13 protein-coding genes are annotated in these 18,943 nt (G+C 48.3%); 7 read left to right on the top strand and 6 right to left on the bottom strand.

Annotated features, from left to right (window positions below):
* Positions 1 to 128: 128 nt before the first annotated feature.
* The gene (locus ACFQ3W_RS14055) at positions 129 to 293 is read right to left on the bottom strand and encodes a hypothetical protein (RefSeq protein WP_379319863.1); all 165 of its coding nucleotides are present in this window, start codon (positions 291 to 293) and stop codon (positions 129 to 131) included.
* A 95-nt stretch (positions 294 to 388) separates the two neighbouring features.
* Here ACFQ3W_RS14055 and ACFQ3W_RS14060 point away from each other — a divergent pair, with 95 nt between their 5' ends.
* Positions 389 to 6,481 carry an S-layer homology domain-containing protein gene (locus ACFQ3W_RS14060; RefSeq protein ID WP_379319864.1) on the top strand — a complete coding sequence of 2,031 codons (6,093 nt, stop codon included), beginning with the start codon at positions 389 to 391 and terminating at the stop codon, positions 6,479 to 6,481.
* 68 nt (positions 6,482 to 6,549) lie between these two features.
* On the opposite strand, the gene ACFQ3W_RS14065 is transcribed toward ACFQ3W_RS14060, so the two are convergent.
* Positions 6,550 to 7,209 (bottom strand): class I SAM-dependent methyltransferase, encoded by a 660-nt coding sequence (locus ACFQ3W_RS14065; RefSeq protein ID WP_379319865.1) that lies wholly within the window; start codon positions 7,207 to 7,209, stop codon positions 6,550 to 6,552.
* A 231-nt stretch (positions 7,210 to 7,440) separates the two neighbouring features.
* On the opposite strand from ACFQ3W_RS14065, the gene ACFQ3W_RS14070 reads away from it, so the two are divergent.
* From ACFQ3W_RS14070 to ACFQ3W_RS14085, 4 genes are all read left to right on the top strand, one after another.
* Positions 7,441 to 7,683 carry a metal-sensitive transcriptional regulator gene (locus ACFQ3W_RS14070; RefSeq protein ID WP_379319944.1) on the top strand — a complete coding sequence of 81 codons (243 nt, stop codon included), beginning with the start codon at positions 7,441 to 7,443 and terminating at the stop codon, positions 7,681 to 7,683.
* A gap of 69 nt (positions 7,684 to 7,752) precedes the next feature.
* Positions 7,753 to 8,064 (top strand): rhodanese-like domain-containing protein, encoded by a 312-nt coding sequence (locus ACFQ3W_RS14075; protein ID WP_379319866.1) that lies wholly within the window; start codon positions 7,753 to 7,755, stop codon positions 8,062 to 8,064.
* Between the two features lie 4 nt (positions 8,065 to 8,068).
* Complete coding sequence (locus ACFQ3W_RS14080) at positions 8,069 to 8,455, top strand: rhodanese-like domain-containing protein (protein WP_379319867.1); 387 nt, start codon at positions 8,069 to 8,071, stop codon at positions 8,453 to 8,455.
* A gap of 177 nt (positions 8,456 to 8,632) precedes the next feature.
* Positions 8,633 to 9,763, top strand: coding sequence for a phosphodiester glycosidase family protein (locus tag ACFQ3W_RS14085; RefSeq protein ID WP_379319868.1), 1,131 nt, complete (start codon positions 8,633 to 8,635; stop codon positions 9,761 to 9,763).
* A gap of 416 nt (positions 9,764 to 10,179) precedes the next feature.
* Here ACFQ3W_RS14085 and ACFQ3W_RS14090 read toward each other — a convergent pair whose 3' ends face one another.
* The 3 genes from ACFQ3W_RS14090 to ACFQ3W_RS14100 all read right to left on the bottom strand — a co-directional run bounded on the left by ACFQ3W_RS14090 (position 10,180) and on the right by ACFQ3W_RS14100 (position 12,414).
* Positions 10,180 to 10,884: an AIM24 family protein gene (locus ACFQ3W_RS14090; protein ID WP_379319945.1), complete on the bottom strand. Its 705-nt coding sequence runs from the start codon at positions 10,882 to 10,884 to the stop codon at positions 10,180 to 10,182.
* A gap of 87 nt (positions 10,885 to 10,971) precedes the next feature.
* Complete coding sequence (locus ACFQ3W_RS14095; RefSeq protein ID WP_379319869.1) at positions 10,972 to 11,388, bottom strand: hypothetical protein; 417 nt, start codon at positions 11,386 to 11,388, stop codon at positions 10,972 to 10,974.
* A gap of 120 nt (positions 11,389 to 11,508) precedes the next feature.
* Positions 11,509 to 12,414, bottom strand: a complete 906-nt coding sequence (locus ACFQ3W_RS14100) for an AraC family transcriptional regulator (RefSeq protein WP_379319870.1) — start codon at positions 12,412 to 12,414, stop codon at positions 11,509 to 11,511.
* 150 nt (positions 12,415 to 12,564) lie between these two features.
* Here ACFQ3W_RS14100 and ACFQ3W_RS14105 point away from each other — a divergent pair, with 150 nt between their 5' ends.
* Entirely contained in the window at positions 12,565 to 13,965 is a 1,401-nt protein-coding gene (locus ACFQ3W_RS14105) for an MATE family efflux transporter (RefSeq protein WP_379319871.1), read from the top strand.
* Positions 13,966 to 14,066: 101 nt separating this feature from the next.
* Here ACFQ3W_RS14105 and ACFQ3W_RS14110 read toward each other — a convergent pair whose 3' ends face one another.
* Positions 14,067 to 15,938, bottom strand: a complete 1,872-nt coding sequence (locus tag ACFQ3W_RS14110) for an LTA synthase family protein (protein WP_379319872.1) — start codon at positions 15,936 to 15,938, stop codon at positions 14,067 to 14,069.
* 585 nt (positions 15,939 to 16,523) lie between these two features.
* Here ACFQ3W_RS14110 and ACFQ3W_RS14115 point away from each other — a divergent pair.
* Positions 16,524 to 18,596 carry an endonuclease MutS2 gene (locus ACFQ3W_RS14115; RefSeq protein ID WP_379319873.1) on the top strand — a complete coding sequence of 691 codons (2,073 nt, stop codon included), beginning with the start codon at positions 16,524 to 16,526 and terminating at the stop codon, positions 18,594 to 18,596.
* Positions 18,597 to 18,943: the final 347 nt, after the last annotated feature.

Below are 18,943 nucleotides of genomic sequence, written 5' to 3' on the forward strand. Positions count from 1 at the left end.
ACATCGGTTAACTATGGGATATAGCAAAACGAAAAGTATATAAAAATTATTTGAGTGATTATGTCCAAACTGTTACTTACTTTATTTATTATTTTATCCAATTATAACATAATGGATCTTGTATATCGTTATCCTAACACATTGCCATTTGCATCCAGAAACACTGCGATCTGTTGAGCACGTCCCCCTTCGGTTAGAAATTGGTCCATAATGAAGCAGTGCATATCATGGTTTTTCGATTTCGGAGGGGGAAGACCGTTACTGTTTGCTACCGGGCCTGTTTCATTTTGCACTTCTGATACACTCTCCTAACATGCCAAGAACAATTGGAATCTATAATAATCGCTTAATGGTAGATTTCTTACATGAATAGGGGAGTGTTTGGATTTTGAGGATTTCAGCGAAGTTAAAACAGTGGGTATCCGTGGTGATGATGGGATGCCTGGTACTTGGACTGGTCATTCCAGCAGGATATGCGGCGGAGATGGGGCAAGCGGCAAGCCTGCAAATTAGCCATAACGCACCAGCAAGCATCCCGGCGCAAAGCGACTATACCGTGAAAGCCGACATTACGGGAGGCGGCAGTACGGTGACGGCTGCCGTATATTACAAAGTAAATGGCAGCAGTGAAGAACGTGTTCCACTTGTGCTAACAGGTACAAACGCACAGGGGATGATTGCGGCAGACAAGCTGAGCGGAGCCGAGCTTGAGTATTACATAGCTGCTACCGATGAGGAAGCTTCTACTTCTGCAAAAACCGATACATACAAGGTTAATATATTGCCTCAAGCTCCTGCGGGACCCCCTGCGGTTCAATCTTTATTGATTACGGAGCTTGTTCCGGACACGAAGAATAAAAACAGCGCAGACGCTTACGAGTATGTAGAAGTGTACAACAATACGGATGCTCCAATCCACTTTAGCGATTTCTATTTTTATTATTACGACAAAGATAAGTGGACTTCGAGCGATCCAAATATCGTGATCCCGGCTCACAAGCCTATCGTGTTCTGGATAATGAACGGTAACAATAATACACTTCAAGCGAGCGATTTTACTGCCAACTACGGATTGACCGGAAATCAATTAGTAGAAAATTCCAACTTATTCCGGATCAGTGGAGGAGGCGGAATGGCAAATTCTGCACGTACGCTCCAAATTAAAAGCGTATCTGGTGACGTTGTCATCTCCTCTGCTAAGTATGAAGCTACCGATGTCAAAGAGAACATGGGCATCGTTTTCCGTTTACCGGCTCAGGGCAAAGCGGAGATGGACAAGCTAAGCACATCCGGTACCTTACCGGCTACGCCGGGCATAGTCGAGCCTAATCAGCTCATACCTGTTGCGATCCCTAGTGAAGGCGATGTGGTTATCCAGCATACACCAGTCACTAGCACAGATGTGCAGGACCTGGATATCAAGGCCACCGTCAAATTTACGGGCGAAGAGAAGCCGGTAGAGCTGCAGTACAAAACAGCTTCTCAAGACCGCTACAAAGTAGTGCCTATGGTGAAAAACGAAACGGATTACACTGCGAAAATTCCTGTTTCTGCGCTTGTGGAGCCCAAGCTGGAATACAAAATCGTGGCGGGCGGCAAATCGGAGTCTTATTCAGTAAATGTGAATCTACCGGTTTTTGATGCTGCCAAGGTACCGCAGCTGCTCATCACGGAGGCGGTACCTAATACCTTGGAGGTTCCCGGTACAAAAACGGATGCCTATGAATTTGTAGAAGTGTACAACAACACTGATCAACCGATTAATTTTAAAAACTATAAGTTGTATTATCGTTATCCAGATAAAGGTCCGGCATCGGATGTAACATGGGCTGCCACGGAGCCGAACTTCAGCATTCCTTCCCAGCAGACCGTCGTGTTCTGGGTCCAAAACAGCGTCAACAGCAGCTACACAGCCAAGGATTTCAATGATTTCTATAAGACCAATCTTGAATTGAACAAAAACTTATTCATTGTCAAAAGCGATGGCATGGCAAATAGCGGCGCTCGCGGCTTAGCCATCAAGACCAACACGGAAAAAGAAATATCCGCCGCTTATTATGACTCAACCATCAAATATGCCGGTGCAATAGCCAAAGACGAGACACTGGATGACAAAGCTCTTCTTTATAAATACCCCATGAACGGCACTACTGAAATGATCAAGATCAGCTCCGGTCTGAAAGCACCAACTCCGGGGACAGTGGATTCCTTTCAGGTGCCTAGCACACCTGTTCACGTTGTGCCGGATAATGTACTGCCTGTTGTCGAAGATTTAACGACCGTGAAAGAAACCGATCAGTCCGCCAGCGTGAACTTGAAGGCTAAAGCTTCTGACAATGTGGGAATTACCTCGATGGAGCTTTATCTCGGTAGAGTTTTACCAGACTCCGATAACAAGCCTGTATATATCAAATACAACCTGTTCGAGGATTATAACGATGGTTTGAATAGTCTGTACCATTTCAATTTATCCCCCGCCTATTTAATTGGGCGGGAATCTATTTACTATTATTTCGTTGTCTCAGACGGAACACATGAGGCAAAGACGGAACCGAAGCAAATCACGATCACCGGCGGACCGGACAACTCTTCGCTGCGTCTTAATGTAAAGGACAAAGAGTTCGTTCACGGCACAACGGTTATTAAAGGCACGGCTAAAGGAGCTGGACCGAATGACCTGGAGCTTTCGGTAGATAGCAAATCACTCGCAACGGGCATATCTGCAGCTCTGGAACACGACGCCTATTTTGTATTTGATGTGAAGGGTGTCGATTACTACTTTAAAAATGCCGTCACGATGGGCCCGGAAGAATTAGGCGAAAAATCGATCCTGTATACATTCATGGATCCGATTGTTGATTGGCAGACGATGTCCTATCCGATTTCCGCAGATCGTTTGAAGAGCGGATCAGATAACGTGATTTTCATTCGTGCCGCCTCCAAGTCATCTCCGTTTGATCCGCGCAAGGAGGAGAATAAGGACGATTTTGAGGTGAAAAATGTCCGTTTGCTGCTGGCCGACGGCACTGAAATTTGGAACTCTGATTATCCGACCAGGGATCAAGAGATCAAAATGGGCGACAGCTCAGGCCGATACGAATCGGTGGGCTTCCGCTTTAATCTTAAACCCGAGTTGTTTAAGTCACTTTCTTTCGCTTGGGATACAAGTCAAATAACCGACGGCGAGCATGGAGTTACCCTAAAGCATGGGACTGAGCAAGTCGCCTCCAAAGTTATCGTAGACAATACCGCGCCGTCGATTGAACCAACCGTAGCGGATGGACGCGAATACCGCGGAAGCTTTACGATCGATGCAAAAGTGGCAGACAAGTATGCGGGACTCGACAAAGTCGAGGTCAAGCTGGACGGTAACGCGATCAAACTGCCCTACGAGACATCATCAGGCAAGCTGAATCCCGGGGAGCATACACTGCAAATCAGCGCCAGCGACAAAATAGGCAATAAAGCGGACAAGAAGGTTACGTTCCGTGTACCCTCTGAAAATCCGCTGGCTCCCGTGCTTGTAGCGCCAACCAACGGCCAAGCAAATGTAGGTGCAAACCCGCAGCTAACCGTTAAGGTCCAGGATCCATCTGGCGATGATATGAACGTATCTTTCTACCGGGGCTTTAAATATGACGGAAACCGGGCGCAGGGCTTTACAGGATATAAAAATTCGGCGGATACGGAGCCGCCTAAAGAAATGATTCCGAGCGGGGAAACGGCGTTGACGAAGGATGAGTATGCCCAGATTCGTGCCGTCGATGGCAAATACTTAGTGAATGATGCTGTAGACAAATTCCCATATCAAAGATATGAAATTGAGCTTGACCCTTCGGTAAAAAAGACGGACCCTGTGGACATCGAGTGGAGAGGGCATTCTATTGCAGGACGCAAGGTCAGTTTATATGCTTGGAGTCAAGCCGATAAAGCGTGGAAGTCGCTCGACCATGTGATCGCCGGGAATGAAGACTTCGAATTGAAAGCTACGGTTCTGGCCGGAGAGTATGCTATCGGCAACAAAATTCAGATTATGGTACAGGATGAGATTGCCCCAGCTGCCTCTGGGTCTGGATCCCCCGTGACGAATGATCGTTATGACTTCTCTTTTGTTTGGATGTCCGATACGCAGTATTACTCGGAGAGCTATCCGTATATTTATCAGAAAAATGTAAAATGGATCGCCGATCAGGCACAGAAAATGAACATCAAATATGTGATTCATACGGGGGACATCGTCGATAAATCGTATCAGGAGTACCAGTGGCAAGAGGCTGACCGGGATATGAAGGTGCTGGAGGATGCGAATATTCCGTATGGCGTTCTGGCAGGAAATCATGATGTCAACCATCAAAACAATGACTATACGGAATATTGGAAGTATTTTGGTGAGGATCGCTTTAAGAAAATGCCTACCTTTGCGGGCTCGTATGACAACAACCGCGGGCATTATGATTTGGTCTCGGCCGGAGGCAACGACTTTATTATCGTGTACATGGGCTGGGGACTTGCGGACAAAGAAATCGAATGGATGGACCAGGTAATCAAGCAGTATCCGGAGCGGAAGGCGATCATCGCACTGCATGAATACTTGCTTGTATCCGGCAATCGGGCTCCGATTGCAGATAAAGTTTTCGAAAAAGTCGTGAAGCCGAACAAGAACGTCATTGCCGCATTGAGCGGTCATTACCATGATGCCGAGCTAAAAGTCGATGAGTTGGACGACAACGGTGATGGTACGGCAGACCGCAAGGTTTATCAAATGCTGGCCGATTACCAAGGAGCTGAGCAAGGCGGGTTAGGTTATATTCGTCTCATGCAGTTTGATATGGAAAATAACATGCTCCATATCAAAACCTATTCTCCTTATCTGGATGATTACAATTTTTATGACCCTAAAGCGGAACCGAAAAAGGATGAGTTCTCGCTTCCGCTCGATCTTAAGCCGGCTACCAAGCGGGTGGCGACGGATTATTTTGGAGTGAAGGTTTACAGCGACCAGCTTATTGGAGTCAAAAATAAAGTAAAAAGCGGATCGAATGTCTCCGTAGCCTGGAACAACCTGAAGGAAGGTTATTACCAGTGGTACGTCAAAGCCGAGGATCAGAACAGCGGCGGCGTCCTGTCCGATATTTGGGGTTTCTCAACAGGAGCAGTTCCAGGTGGAAATCAAGGCGGCAACGATCAAGGGAATGGCAACGGCAATAGCGGAAATAACAATGGATCAACCGGTAACAATAATTCGTCCGGTTCTGGCTCGAAATCCGAAAATCCGAATCCTACGCCGGGTACAAAGGTAACGGAAAGCACGATTGAGCTAAGTCCAGGCAAGGATGGAAGCTACAAGCTGGACAACTCGGCTGTTGAAAAAGCTTTACAAGGTAAGAGCGCGGATACGATTATTTTGAAGCTGAGCGGATCGCAGGATCAAGGAAATAATCTGAACCTGACGATGGATACAAAGGGCCTTGAGTTGGTGAAGAGCGGGAAGCAGACGATTAAGGTGGTCGCTCCTTCCGTAGTTGTAGAGCTTCCAGGTACTTCCTTGCCGAAGGTCTTAACCGATGCGGATCAGCTTGTGCTTCGCGTGGATACGACATTGAATTCCGCGATAAAGGCATCCATGGATCAGCAGGCGAACGCTGCGAAAGGTTTTAAATCAAGAGATCTGGTCTATAGCGTAACTATGGCCAAAGTAAAAGGTCAGCAGGAAACGGAAGTGGAGCAGTTACCAGGGCCAATTACAATTGAACGGACACTGAGCGATGCACAGCGCCAAGCTTTTGATCCGGAGTATGCCGGGATTTATCGCTTAAGCGGAGGCAAAGCAGAGTACATTGGAGGAATCTTCAGCGGAAATGTAGTACGCTTCACGGCAGACCAAATGGGTGAATACGCGATTATTGAGTATCATAAGTCCTTTGATGATCTGACTGGGAGTTGGGCGCGGGACTACATTCAAAAGCTGACCGCCAAACATATCATCACCGGCGTGGATGAGCAGCGTTTTGCACCGAATTCAAAGGTGACACGAGCCGACTTTGCAGTATTGGCAGTTCGGGCTCTGAAACTCGCTGCAGGTAATAGCAGCAGCACTGCTGAATCATCGTCTAGCAACTTCAGCGATGTATCGCAGGATGCCTACTACGCTTCCTTTATAGCCAAGGCTGCTGAGCTTGGATTGGTGCAAGGGCAAAATGGCAAGTTCCGTCCGGCAGATACGATTACCAGGGAAGAGGCTGCATCCATTCTGATCAAGCTGTCTGAGCTTATGGCCAAAAAGCCGACGGGATCGACATCAAGCCTGCAATCTTTTGCCGATAACAATCAGGTGTCTCCTTGGGCCAAAGACGCCGTAACGAAAGCGCAGTCCCTGGGGCTTATCCAGGGTAAAAGCGGCGGCAAGTTTGATCCAAAGGGATATGTAACCCGTGCGGAAATTGCTAAAATGCTGTACAGCTTCCTTGACATTGCAAAGTAAATAATATTAAAAAGCCCTCTACTTGTCTTTTCTGACAGGTTAGAGGGCTTTTTTTCACAATTCAGCGATTACGGATTTTCCTGCTTGATGTTTTTGCCAAAATAATAATAACCGTTGGAGTGATTTCCGTTCATCGTAGTATAGGTGACCTGTTCCAATTGAAGCGGTTCAAAACCTTCCGTTAATGTTTTAACCCATGCCAAGTCGTGATGACGAAGGACCGCACCCTCCGGCAACTCAAAGACGCCATACGTACCGTACTTTTCCGCATACTCCTCATACCGGGCCAAGTTCCGTTCATCATGATTAAGAAGAAAATCGTTAATGTATAAGATACCGCTTGGTTTTAACACACGTCTGATTTCGCGGAATAAAGACAATTGCTCTTCGTTGCTAACGATGCAGGTGAGCACGGCAAACATAATGACGGCTTGCACCGAGCTATCCGGCAGGTCAATGGTTTGGTTATCCAACGTTTTTAGGTCAAGGTGGGGATACAATTGTTTGCCACGGGCAATCATACTCGCAGAAAAGTCGATCCCGAGCAAGTTCGTATAGCCGGATAAGTACAGCTCTTGAAGGGTACGGCCGTAGCCGCAGCCCACATCGAGAATTCGGTCTGCATTCCTGACGTATCGGGCAAATTCATTCCGCTCAAACGGAGTTGTAAACTGTTTGCTTTCAGCAACACGATTCCAGTATTCTTTTTGCTCGTCGTACAAATCCATCTTTCCTATTCCTCCTATTGTTGTAGGGACACGAATCATATAATTAGGATTTATCATACTCCTGTCGCTCAAAATATTCTATTCGCACGTCAGCTTTCATTGACATCTTGACATAGAAAGGTTTAATCCATAGAATTATACCCGTAGGGGTATATGTATGACCTATACAAAATGTTTTCCACTTTACAGCGAAGAGAGGGCATTGTCTTGGAATACACGTATTCGGAAGACATGAAGCGCCGATTGAAGAGAATTGAAGGACAGGTTCGCGGTGTACTCCGGTTAATGGAGGAAGGAAAGCCGTGTAAGGAAGTGGTCTGTCAGCTATCTGCCGTTCGAAACGCCGCTGATAAAGCAATGGCACAGATGGTTGCGGAAAATTTGCAGCAGTGTATTTTAGAAGAGCAGGAACAAGGCGGGGATACCGGCAAATTGGTTCAAGAAGCGGTGGAACTGCTCGTAAAATGCCGCTAATGTGGCAGATGCTGTTTTGCTAAGCTGCGTTATAGCAGACATATTTTTGTGAGAGGAGAGGGAAGAATTATGTCTTTCCAGTTAGATAAAGAAATAACGCCGCAAGAGTTGTCCGAGCGTCTTAAGTCAGGGGAGCGGATGAATATTCTTGATGTGCGTGAGCCCGAGGAATGGGCGGAAGGCCACATCCCGGGAGCGAAACATATTCCGCTTGGTCAGCTCTACAACCGACATGTTGAACTCGACCCGGAGCAGGAGCATGTCGTCGTATGCCGCAGCGGGGGGCGCAGCGCTATGGCATGTGAGCTGCTCAGTGAAGGTGGCTATAATGTCATCAATATGGTCGGCGGAATGTTGGCTTGGCCCGGGGATATAGAATAAAGCGATGCTGATCGGGTACATTTTGTTAGGAGCGCTCGGCGTATGGCTGCTCTGGCGATTCTGGCCTGTTAAAGGACTGAACTTTATTGATCCAAACACACTATGCGATGATACAGAATTGCCTAAACAGGTGATCAAACTCGATATTCGCGACGCTTCCTTTTACCAGGAATGCCATATGAATGGGTCAATTAACATTTCTCTAGGGCGTCTTCCGTTTGTTTGGAGGAAGGAGCTATCTCCAGAAGAGCCAGTGCTCATCTTATCAGACAGTAAGTACACTATCAAGAAGGCAGCACGTATGCTAAGGAGAAGGGGCTTTCAGCAGCTTTATGCACTTCGCGGTGATGTTTGTAGAGTAAAGGCAATAGTCACCCCTTGTCTGGACTAGGCTAGGTGCGAGTAGCCCGGATATTTAACAAAGTACTGTGAAATGCGTTATGATAAGACTTCGTGAGGGATATGCACGGAGTCTTTTTTGATGCGTCCGTTTGTCCTATGAAACTTTCTGCAAGATTCGAACGTTTACAAGAATAGCAATTCAAATAGAGAGTAAGGAGAAATCATCATGCCAACAGCATCATTGCCCAGTCGGTCCTCCGCGAAGCGGGGCAACAAAAACATAAAGAATCGGAAAACAGCTCATAAACGTCGGAAACGCGGTTTTTTTCATTATTTCTTTCGATTTTGTCTCATTATGATGTTTCTTGGGATACTGGCCATCGGCTGGTTGTTCCTCACGCCGTCAGGAAATGATATGCGTTATTTAATCGCCGATACGCTGATTACAACCCAGCATCGCCACTGGGCAAAATATATAATCGGGCAAGCGGAACTGGATAAGCGAGTGGCCGCCTATCAGGCGGAGTTTGAGCATATGGGGGATGAGAAGGACACCCATACCATCACCCGAACCACAGTTGAGAAGAATAAGCCGTTGATCGAGATCGAGAAGGTGTCCGGAAAGGGCTACGAAGGATATGTGCTTACGGTGAATGATCCTACCAAAATTCGCCTGGGGGTTCCCGCGAGAAGTGGAAAAGGGGAGAAGGTGTCCAGCATGGTTGCCCGAACCGGAGCGATCGCAGGGGTGAATGGCGGAGGATTTGCCGATCCGAATTGGAAGGGCAACGGCTTTAAGCCGATCGGTGTCGTGATCTCCCAGGGGAAGCTGTATTATAACGGAGTCGGCAGAAAGGCATCTACGCAAATTGTCGGTCTGGACAAGCAAGGCAAAATGATCGCCGGCAGATATACGCTAAATGAGCTGCAAGACCTGGGCATTCAGGAGGCAGTCACCTTCCAGCCTCGGATCATTGTAAACGGCAAGGGGCAGATTCGCAGCCAAAAAGAAGGCTGGGGCATCGCTCCGCGAACGGCAATGGGCCAGAGAAAAGATGGAGCAATTCTTTTTGTTGTGATTGATGGACGTCAGCCAGGGTACAGTATTGGAGCAAGTCTTTATGACGTGCAAAAGATTATGCTGGACCACGGCGCAGTGATCGCCGCCAACCTCGATGGCGGTTCATCCACGGTGCTTGTGAAAGAGGGCGGGGAAATCGTCAACAAACCGTCATCCGAGTACGGTGAACGTTACTTGCCAACCGCATTTCTCGTGTTTGAGCATCCGGAGCAGGTGGACATTCCGAACATTTGGGAAGGCCTGCGGGCGCAGGATATTGATCCGGCGAAGAAATGAGTCGGTGACTGGACCCATTTATGTATAAGCCGCATCGCGCTGAGCGATCGGGAATTCGGAAAGTACTAGATGATTTCAGTCATCTGTTCTGTTATACTGGCCATCGAGGTGTTGCTCCAGCTTAGGCAGGCCTAGGAATTTTATGCTAGTTGTATTTCATACAGCTAATTCGCTTGGATTGGCTCCGCATTTCGGCAATAACTGCATATTGTACATTTAAATAGCCCTGTTTGGAGAGTTGAGGGTAAAGCCTGGCATTTTAAATGCAGGTTTTACATCTATTACGGGGAAATAGCTTTTCAGCTCCGAAATAACTGCACTTTTTACATCTACAAAGGCAAACCCGCCCGGCAGATCTGCCAGGCGGGTTCTTTTATGCCATCGACGGGGGAACTTGACCCACTGCGGCAGGTTAGTTACTTGATAATGACGCCGCCGAAAGGGAGGGCCTCGCGTAGAAAACGCTTGATGATTCCATCGTCATCATGCAGGCTGTTCTCCAGCTCGTGATGTCCAGAGCCGGTCTGCACCAGCACCGAACCGTGTCCGGTTATTTTCCACTGATAGCGCATGTGCTGACTGGCCAAATGATTGCCGTATACGGACAACTCCAGCTTGGCGTTTTCAGGATAGGCGACAATACTTCCGGCTTCGACGTAAAGCGCCTCTTCGGGATGCAGTGGAAGCTCTATGACCTGCCCTTGAGTCAGAATGCCGATTTGCCCGCTGCCGGAAAATTTCATTTTGACCGCGTCCCGGGTAATCATCATATTTTTCACGCTCAAAACACGTGTTTCCATACGAACGCCTTCCGTATATAAGAACAGATGGCGGAAATCGTAAAGCAGATCGCTATCTTCATGAAGCTGAATCATTTGCAGGGCGACCGAGGGAGGGAATGAAGTCACGAACTGACAAGGACCTGTGAAATCAGCTCGAATGAACTTTCGTTTTCGATAAATCCCTTTCATATTCATCAGCTTGTCGCTGCGGTTCTGGACAGCTCCCCGATAAGCAATCACTTGCCCAGGGTGCAGCACATGTACCTTTTCCGATTCGCCCAGCTCGAAGGTTACCGCTTGGCCGCAAAAAGTAACGGGCGCATTTTCATCACGAATAATGTTCAAAACTTCAGATCCCCTTCCTGCAGAATCGCTGCTGGTAGTTCCCCCATCACCATGAGCGGATTGGCGAATCGCCCTTGTCCGTCATCGGCGCAGTACCAAGCGCACCACCCGCAATATAATAAAATATCCGGCCAGAAGCGCACCGCCAGTCAACAGCATAATTCGTGTTTTCCGGGCGTTTGCTTCACGGACCTGCTGTGCTTCGTTTAAAGCGGATACCGTAGCCGCCAGCTCCTTATTACGCTCAATCAATTCCTCGTTCTGCTTCCTATATGCTTCAAGCGTCCCTTGCGCTTCATCCAGCTTGTCCAGGGTTACTTGGTAGTTTACCTTCAGCTCTTTCACATCTGAGGGAAGCTCTCCCAATTCTTTGACCCCATTCACCAGGTCGTTCCAATACCCTGCTTCCGCACGGGGAGTGCCTACAAACAGACCGCTGACGCCGACGAATAAAATGGTGCAGAATACAGTCACGATTCGGATTAGTTTCCGGCTCATGTTCTCCCACCTTTCGTTAACAAGTTGTCGTTGTTCTCACCCAAATGTGTCATATCAACTATTACGTATAATGGGCTTCTAAAGTTTCCGGCCACTCCGGCTTCCGGCATCTGGAGCACACTATTCTTTAGTCCATATAAATCGCTGACGATATTTACGCGGAGACAAGCCCTCCATTTTGGTGAAGCAGGCCGTAAAATAAGCTGCTTGATTAAAACCGACTTTCTCGGCAATTAGCTCCACGTTCAAATCCGTTTGCAGCAGCAGCAGCTTTGCCTGCTGGATGCGGAGTCGGAGCAAATACACGGCAGGAGAACAACCATATACCTTCTGCATGCACCGCGCGATATACACAGGGTGGAAGTTTATGCTCTCACCAAGCGCTTTTGCCGAAAACGGCTCTCGAAAATGCTCACGCAAGTAGGACGCGGCCCGTTCCGCGCACGCTGATTGAGGCGAGGGACCATCCCGGCCAATCGCTGCGGAGAGCTGCATGATCACCTCTTGAAACAAAACCTGCTGCTTAAGCCGGACACTATCCAGATGAATGCTATGGCCCAGTTCGATCAATTCGTTCATCACATCGACCAGCTTCTGCGGCTGAGCCAGCTTCGTAAACTGGGGAAGCGGAACGGTATAGGATGTTGGACTGTATGCGGGCAGGCATAATGGATTTGCGTTATCTCGGCTCGAGTAGTTTCCTAGATTTTGCCGATATACCTCTTCCTCCATGACTCGCCATTCCCCTAGAATTTGAAAATGCAGCCAATGATGCATCGTTTCCTCCCGGCATCCTTCGTACGCGTAGTGGTGGCTGTCCGGGCGGAGAATCATGGCATGGCCTTCCGTAATCTCGTAATCTCTTCCTTCCTCACCGACGTAGAGACAGCCTTTGGTCACGACGAGTAGATCAAAAACACCGATATTGAACCGACTGGGATGCTTGCCTCCAATCGGGACGAGGGAAGAGCCGCTTACGATGTAGTGTGGCAGCGGCGGAGCCGTAAATTCGATAATAGGCGGCATAAGTTTCCAGCTCCTATCAGGTTGGAATATTGAAAGATTGAGTTGATTCGTTGATACATTCATTTCAGTATAGCATCTATAATGTGTTCATGTTAACAAGATACATTTGGACACTTTGATCGGTGGTTCGTTCTTCGGGAGGTTGTAATAATGAAAAAACAAAACTCAGGCGAAAAAAACAAGTTTTCGCTTTGGCTGCTGGCCTGGCCTATATTTATCGAGCTATTTTTGCAGATTTTGCTCGGAACCGTCGATACGCTTATGGTTAGCCGCATTTCCGACAATGCGGTGGCAGTTGTCGGCTTTTCCAATCAATTGTTTAACGCCTTAACGACGTTATTCGCTACAGTGGCGAGCGGGGCGGGGATCGTCATTGCGCAAAAAATAGGTTCAAAGAAAGAAGAGGAAGCGCGTACGGTAGCTATTATCGCCTTCAAAGTAACCGCGGCCATCGGTGTATTCCTCAGCGTGCTGCTTATCGCGGTGCCCGGCCCTATTGCAACGATGCTGCAGCTGCCTAAGGAGCTGCTGCCGCTGGCCAAGACATATATTTCGATCGTAGGCGGGGGGATGATTCTTACCGCGCTGATCTCGATGCTCGGTACCGCGATTCGGAATACAGGCAACACGAAGGGGCCGATGTATACGGCGGTAGGGATGAATGTGATTCATATCATGATGAATTACTGCTTCATATTCGGTGCATTCGGCTTCCCGGCCTGGGGATTGACCGGGGTGGCCATTTCTACAGTGATTAGTCGACTGATCGCCACCGTGGTTTTACTGCTGATTTTCGTCGGTACCTTCAACCGGCGAATCGTAATGAAAGACATGGCGATCTTCGACCGCGGGCTGTTCAAAGAGATTTTGGTCATCGGCTGGCCGCTTGGCGTTAACTCGGCAAGCTGGGTATTTTCCCAGCTCGCGATCTTCTCCTTCCTTGCGGTGCTCGGCTCCACCGAGCTGGCGGCGAGGACGTACATGAATACGCTAGAATCGTTCTGCTTCATGCTCGGCTTCTCCTTGGCAATGGCCGCGCAAATTCAAATCGCTCACCTATACGGAGCCGGAGAGACGAAGCAGGCGTACCGCGCGGTTTACCGGGTGCTGATGGTCGGTCTTCCACTGGTCATCGTCAACGCGTTCATCCTCGTTGTTTTTGGCCCGTACCTGCTGGGGGTGTTTACCAAGGATAGCGAGATCTTGACGCTTTGCACTTCGCTGCTATGGCTCAATTTGCTGCTGCAGCCTGGTAAAATGGTGAACATGGCTATCGGGAACTCGCTGAATGCCGTAGGTGATACCAAGTTTACGATGGTCATATCGCTAATTTTCATGTGGCTGATCGCCACGGGCTGCTCTTACTGGTTTGGAGTTTCTATGGGCTGGGGCATCATCGCCATATATGCCTGCATGATTACCGACGAATACGTGCGTGGTGTACTTTCGTTATTCCGCTGGAGAGGGCGCAAGTTTTTGCGGATGAAAGAAGCCGATGTGAATGGACAGGAAGAGCGTGCATTAGAGAGAGTAGCTAGTCCTGCTATGTGAATAAGAGGAAAGTAAAGGCCAAATACTAATCCGAATAAAATAAGAGCCGCAGGACGATCCTTATAATGGATCCCTGCGGCTCTTATGCATAACTAGCTAGTTTATTTATCTTTCACTCGGTTCGGCAACTGCTGCACATAGCTGTCCGACAAGCGGAGCAACTCCAGTGCCCTGTCGTATTCACTCTCCGTAGTGAGCGCTTGCTTCACACCGTCTTTAGCGAGTGGGTATTTCGTACCATCATCGTACCAAACGCCCGGAATGAACAAGGCCTTGTCGTTAAGAAATGAGCCGGTCGGCAAGTAATAACGCTGTGGCAGCAAGTTGTAATTGGTTTGATTCAATATATCCTGACCAAAATGCAGTTGGTTGTCAAGCGTTGCCCCCATTAAGTTGGCTACAGTAGGAAAAATATCGGTCTGCCCGCCGACGTTTTCCATCACGGCAGGACGTGGAAGGCCAGGTGCGGAAATGATCAGCGGGATGTTAATCATATCGAGATACCCATAATCACGGCCGTATATTTCCTTCATCAGCTCCAACCCGTGCTTATCCAAGGAATACATCGGGAGACCGAGATGATCACCGTAGATGACGACTACGCTGTTATCCCATATTCCTCTTTGCTTAAGGTCATCGATAAACTTACCTAGAGCATAGTCCGCATAGCTTTGGGCGCGGAGATAGTCCCCGACCATATTGTCCTTATAGCGATCCGGCAGCTTGATTTTATCCTTCTCATGCGGCGTTGTAAACGGGTGGTGCGCGGTCATCGAAATGACCTGACTATAGAACGGCTTGCCGGTCTGCTGCATTTTCCCCAGTTCTTCGGCTGTTTTCTTGTACAGAACTTCATCCGACGGTCCAAAGAAAACGGTGTCCTCGGTACCGAAAAACTTCTGGTCATAATAGCGGTCAAAGCCGATCGCTTTATACAGCTCACCGCGGTTCCAAAATTCCACTACATTAGTATGGAAGGTCGCGGTGTCGTAGCCCTGCTGCTTCATCAGCTTCGGCAGGCTTGGCAGCTCTTTGCCCGGGTAGTTTTGCGTTGCAGCCTCATTGTACGGGATGTAAAACGAGGTGTTTACGACAAACTCGGCATCCGAGGTGTTGCCCTGCCCGACCATTTGGTAAAAATGTTTGAAATAAATGTTGTCCTTGACCAGCTTGTTCATCACCGGCGTAACTTCCTGCCCGTCAATCTTCAAGTTGATCAGGAAGTTTTGGAATGACTCCAGCTGAATGATGATCAGATTTTTACCCTTTTCCGCCCCAAAATATTTCGGCTGCGCCACGGGAGTAATTCCTTTCAACTGATCGATCTTGGCCTGAGTAATATGCTTGCTGTCGACAATCTGCTCTTTCTTGCTGGAAAAGATAGCATACGTTTCGTAGTTCAAAATGCCCATCTTCTCAGCCTGTTTAATTTCGTTCATGCTGGCGCGGTTTGGCCATACATTGAAGATGCAGACGATGATGGAAATGCTGAAGATCGCTGCGATGACGCCTTTGCTGGCAGTTTTTAAATTGAAAAAGGCTCTGAGCTTCTCGGCTCTCTTTTTTCGGAATAGCCAGAAACCGATGATAATGATATCCAAAAAGATCAGCAGATAATAGGGAGCAAGCAGCGAAAATACGCTGTTTTTAACCGCTGTTACCTGATTGACCTGCTCCAGGGCGTGGTAAGTCACGATAACTCCATAATATTTATGGTACATAATTGCCGCAAAGAAAATACCGGTGATGATCAGATTGACAGTTAAATAAAGACCAATTTTTCGTTTGGAGGAGAACCATTCAATGAGACAGAACAAGATCCATATAAACGGAATTTCTTTCAATAAGGGCCCCCAAGGAGCGACTCCATCGAAAATAGAGGTCCAGACCAGATAAATTTTTAAAATCATGATGACGGAGAAAAAGACAAACGGCTTAGTGCTGGATAGCCGGATGCGTCCTAGTTGTGCCACGTTCTTTCCTTCCTTTCCTTTCCGCTGAACGCGAATCATGATATTTAATACTGCCTTTACATTTTCACGCCCTTAATATCATACATGAAAAAAACGCGAGAAGAAAATGATTCGATTCACTCATTTAACAAGATATACCAAATAATATGGTGATAAGTCAGCTGGGCAGGCGGTTATTGACTTCTGAAGATAGTTTTTGGTAAATTAGTCTTATCCTCGTAAATAGGAGAGATTTTGATGTCGGTGAATGTTCTTAACTAATCAAATTTCATAAGGATCGTTACCAAGATGAAGAAATGGGCCGTTATGCTTTTTATTGCGGCTGTAGTTTCCTATTCTCTTGTTACGGTCTATGACATTTAGTTAAGAACACACGCGGAACATCATGCAGCGCCTTATCGCTGCCTGTTTATTGCATTCATGAGCCGTGCTGTTTTCAGCACGGCTTTTTTTGTATTTATGCAATAAACAGGCTTTATGCGGGGATTTTGGGCAAAGGATGGCATTCGTGCTGTCTTTTGCCCTGTTTGCATTTGTCGGTTTGTAACAGGTTTACTCATCAGGCTGAAATTTAGGAGGTTAACCATGGAGAACTTTTCACTGAACATGCTGGAATATGAAGATATTAAGCAAGAATTGCTGCACTACGCAGTTTCCTACGAAGGCAGGAACCGGATCACCGGCCTCGTTCCGATGGAGGAGAATCGGGCGATCGAACGTGCGATTGCAGAAACGGCGGAGGCGCTTGCCTTGTATGGAAAGGGCGCTAGTGTGCCGCTCCCCTCTCTTGAAGGGATTGAACTGGTCGTATCGTTGATGGGGACGGGATATTTATTTACGGAGCAGGATCTGATGGCCGTTCAAACGTTCCTGCACAGCTGCGCCCAGCTCAAGAAATATATGGCGTCCAAAGGGGAAGCGGCTTGGCGAATCGGAACGTACGCTGTTGATCTGCAGGATCTGCCCCAACTGCAGCAGGAAATACTGCGCTGCATTCGCTACGGGGTCATCACAGATGAGGCAAGTCGGGATTTGGAGAAGATTCGGAGGCGCATCGCCGTGGTCAAGGAACGGATTCAGAAGAAGCTCCAGTCCGTCATGGCCCGTCATGCCGCTATTTTGCAGGAGAACATCGTCAGTATTCGCGGCGGAAGGTATGTGATTCCCGTGAAAAAGGACTATTACAAGCAGGTAAACGGCCGGATGCTGGATCAATCCACCAGTGGGCAAACCGTGTTTATCGAGCCGCATGAGGTGTCCTCGCTGCAAGGAGAGCTGGAAGTGCTGCAGGGAGAGGAGGCACGAGAGGAAGCTAAAATTTTGGGATACCTGGCGGGGCTAGTAGAGCGCGAATCAGCCTCGATCATTCGGAACATCGACATCACCGGTACGTACGATTTTATTTTTGCCAAAGCGAAATATGCGGCAGCGATTAAGGGCGCCGAGGCAGCAATTAGCGAGGATGGAGGAACCGTCATACGTGGTGCAAGACATCCTAGACTGCTGCAAACGATGGTGCCGCTGGATTTGGAAATTGGCACGAACTACCGGACGCTCATTATTACCGGCCCGAATACGGGCGGAAAAACGGTTGTGCTGAAAACAGTCGGTTTATTAACCCTAATGTTTCAATCGGGCTTGCTCGTTCCAGTCGAACCGGGAAGTCGTTTCGCCGTTTACCGGGGGATTATGGCGGTAATCGGAGACGGACAAAACCTGGAGCAATCGCTTAGCACATTCTCTGCGCAAATCGGAGCTCTGGTCCGCATGCTGCGGACGGCGGGACCATCTACGCTGCTGCTGATCGACGAGCTGGCAGCAGGCACGGATCCGGGCGAAGGCATTGCCTTGTCGATCGCCATTCTGGAGGAATTCAGCCGGAAGGGCGCTACAGTGCTTGTGACGACGCATTTCAACGAGCTGAAGACGTTCGCAGCTCGTGCGCCGGGCTTTCAGAACGCTCGGATGGAGTTTGATGCGGAGACGCTGCGACCGCTATACCGGCTGACGATCGGGAAAGCCGGGCGAAGCTACGCGATCGAAATCGCCCGCAAGCTCGGAATTGCCTCCGGAATTGTGGAGCGTTCCCAGCAAATTGTGAGCCGCCAGGCTACAGAAGATGCGAGCAGCGGGATGCTGTGGGACGATATTTTGCCGCAGTCAGCTGTTCAGCCCGTTGAGCAACCCAGAGAGTGGGGGCCAAGCGCACCCGAAGGAACTGATAGAGACTCCGATACGAGCAAAGGACTGCGCGCAGCTGATGGTGAAACCGCAAGCCGTGGCTCAGATCCCGTATCTGAGTCGCGTTCAGGCGAGGCATCTGATAAGGCCGATGCAGCTGAAGGTGAGACGGTGAAGAAATCCCGGCCCTTTGAGGTTGGCGATGCAGTCATTGTGACCTCCTTGGGAAAGATCGGCATCGTGAGCGAGGCTCAGGATCATAGGGGCATCGTTGAGGTGATGGTGCAGAAGCAGCGTATCAAGGTAAACCATAAACGGCTCAAGCCTTACATCAAGAAGGAAGAGCTGTACCCGGACGACTATGATTTCGACATCGTCTTTGATACGAAGGAGAACCGCAAGAAGCGGAAGCTGATGAGCAAGCGGCATATGGAAGGGCTTGAGATCATTAGAAATTCAGACAGGGATAGGTTGTAACTAGAGGCGGCAGGTGAAGAAAGATACCGAACCTCGTTCTAAGTAGCCATGTTTGTCGATCAACGAGTAGGAATGGGGGGCGTATAACTCACTGTTTCTTTAAACCCAATAAATGTATTTAGTGCAGTTAAAAGTCGCCATATTGGCAGAATTGAGCATTTAAATGCAAAAAGTGCAGCTAAAATAAACAAAACAGTCTCGCCAAAGCTGATTGATCTGATTTAGATGTATATTGTGCAGCTAAAATTCCAAAATCTACATTTGACCCAGAAATAGCTGTATTAAATACATTTAGTGGTGAATGGTGCGAAGGCAGGGACTTACATTCGTGGACATGAGACCGGATC

The sequence above is a fragment of the Paenibacillus puldeungensis genome, assembly GCF_042678945.1.
Classification (GTDB): domain Bacteria; phylum Bacillota; class Bacilli; order Paenibacillales; family Paenibacillaceae; genus Fontibacillus; species Fontibacillus puldeungensis.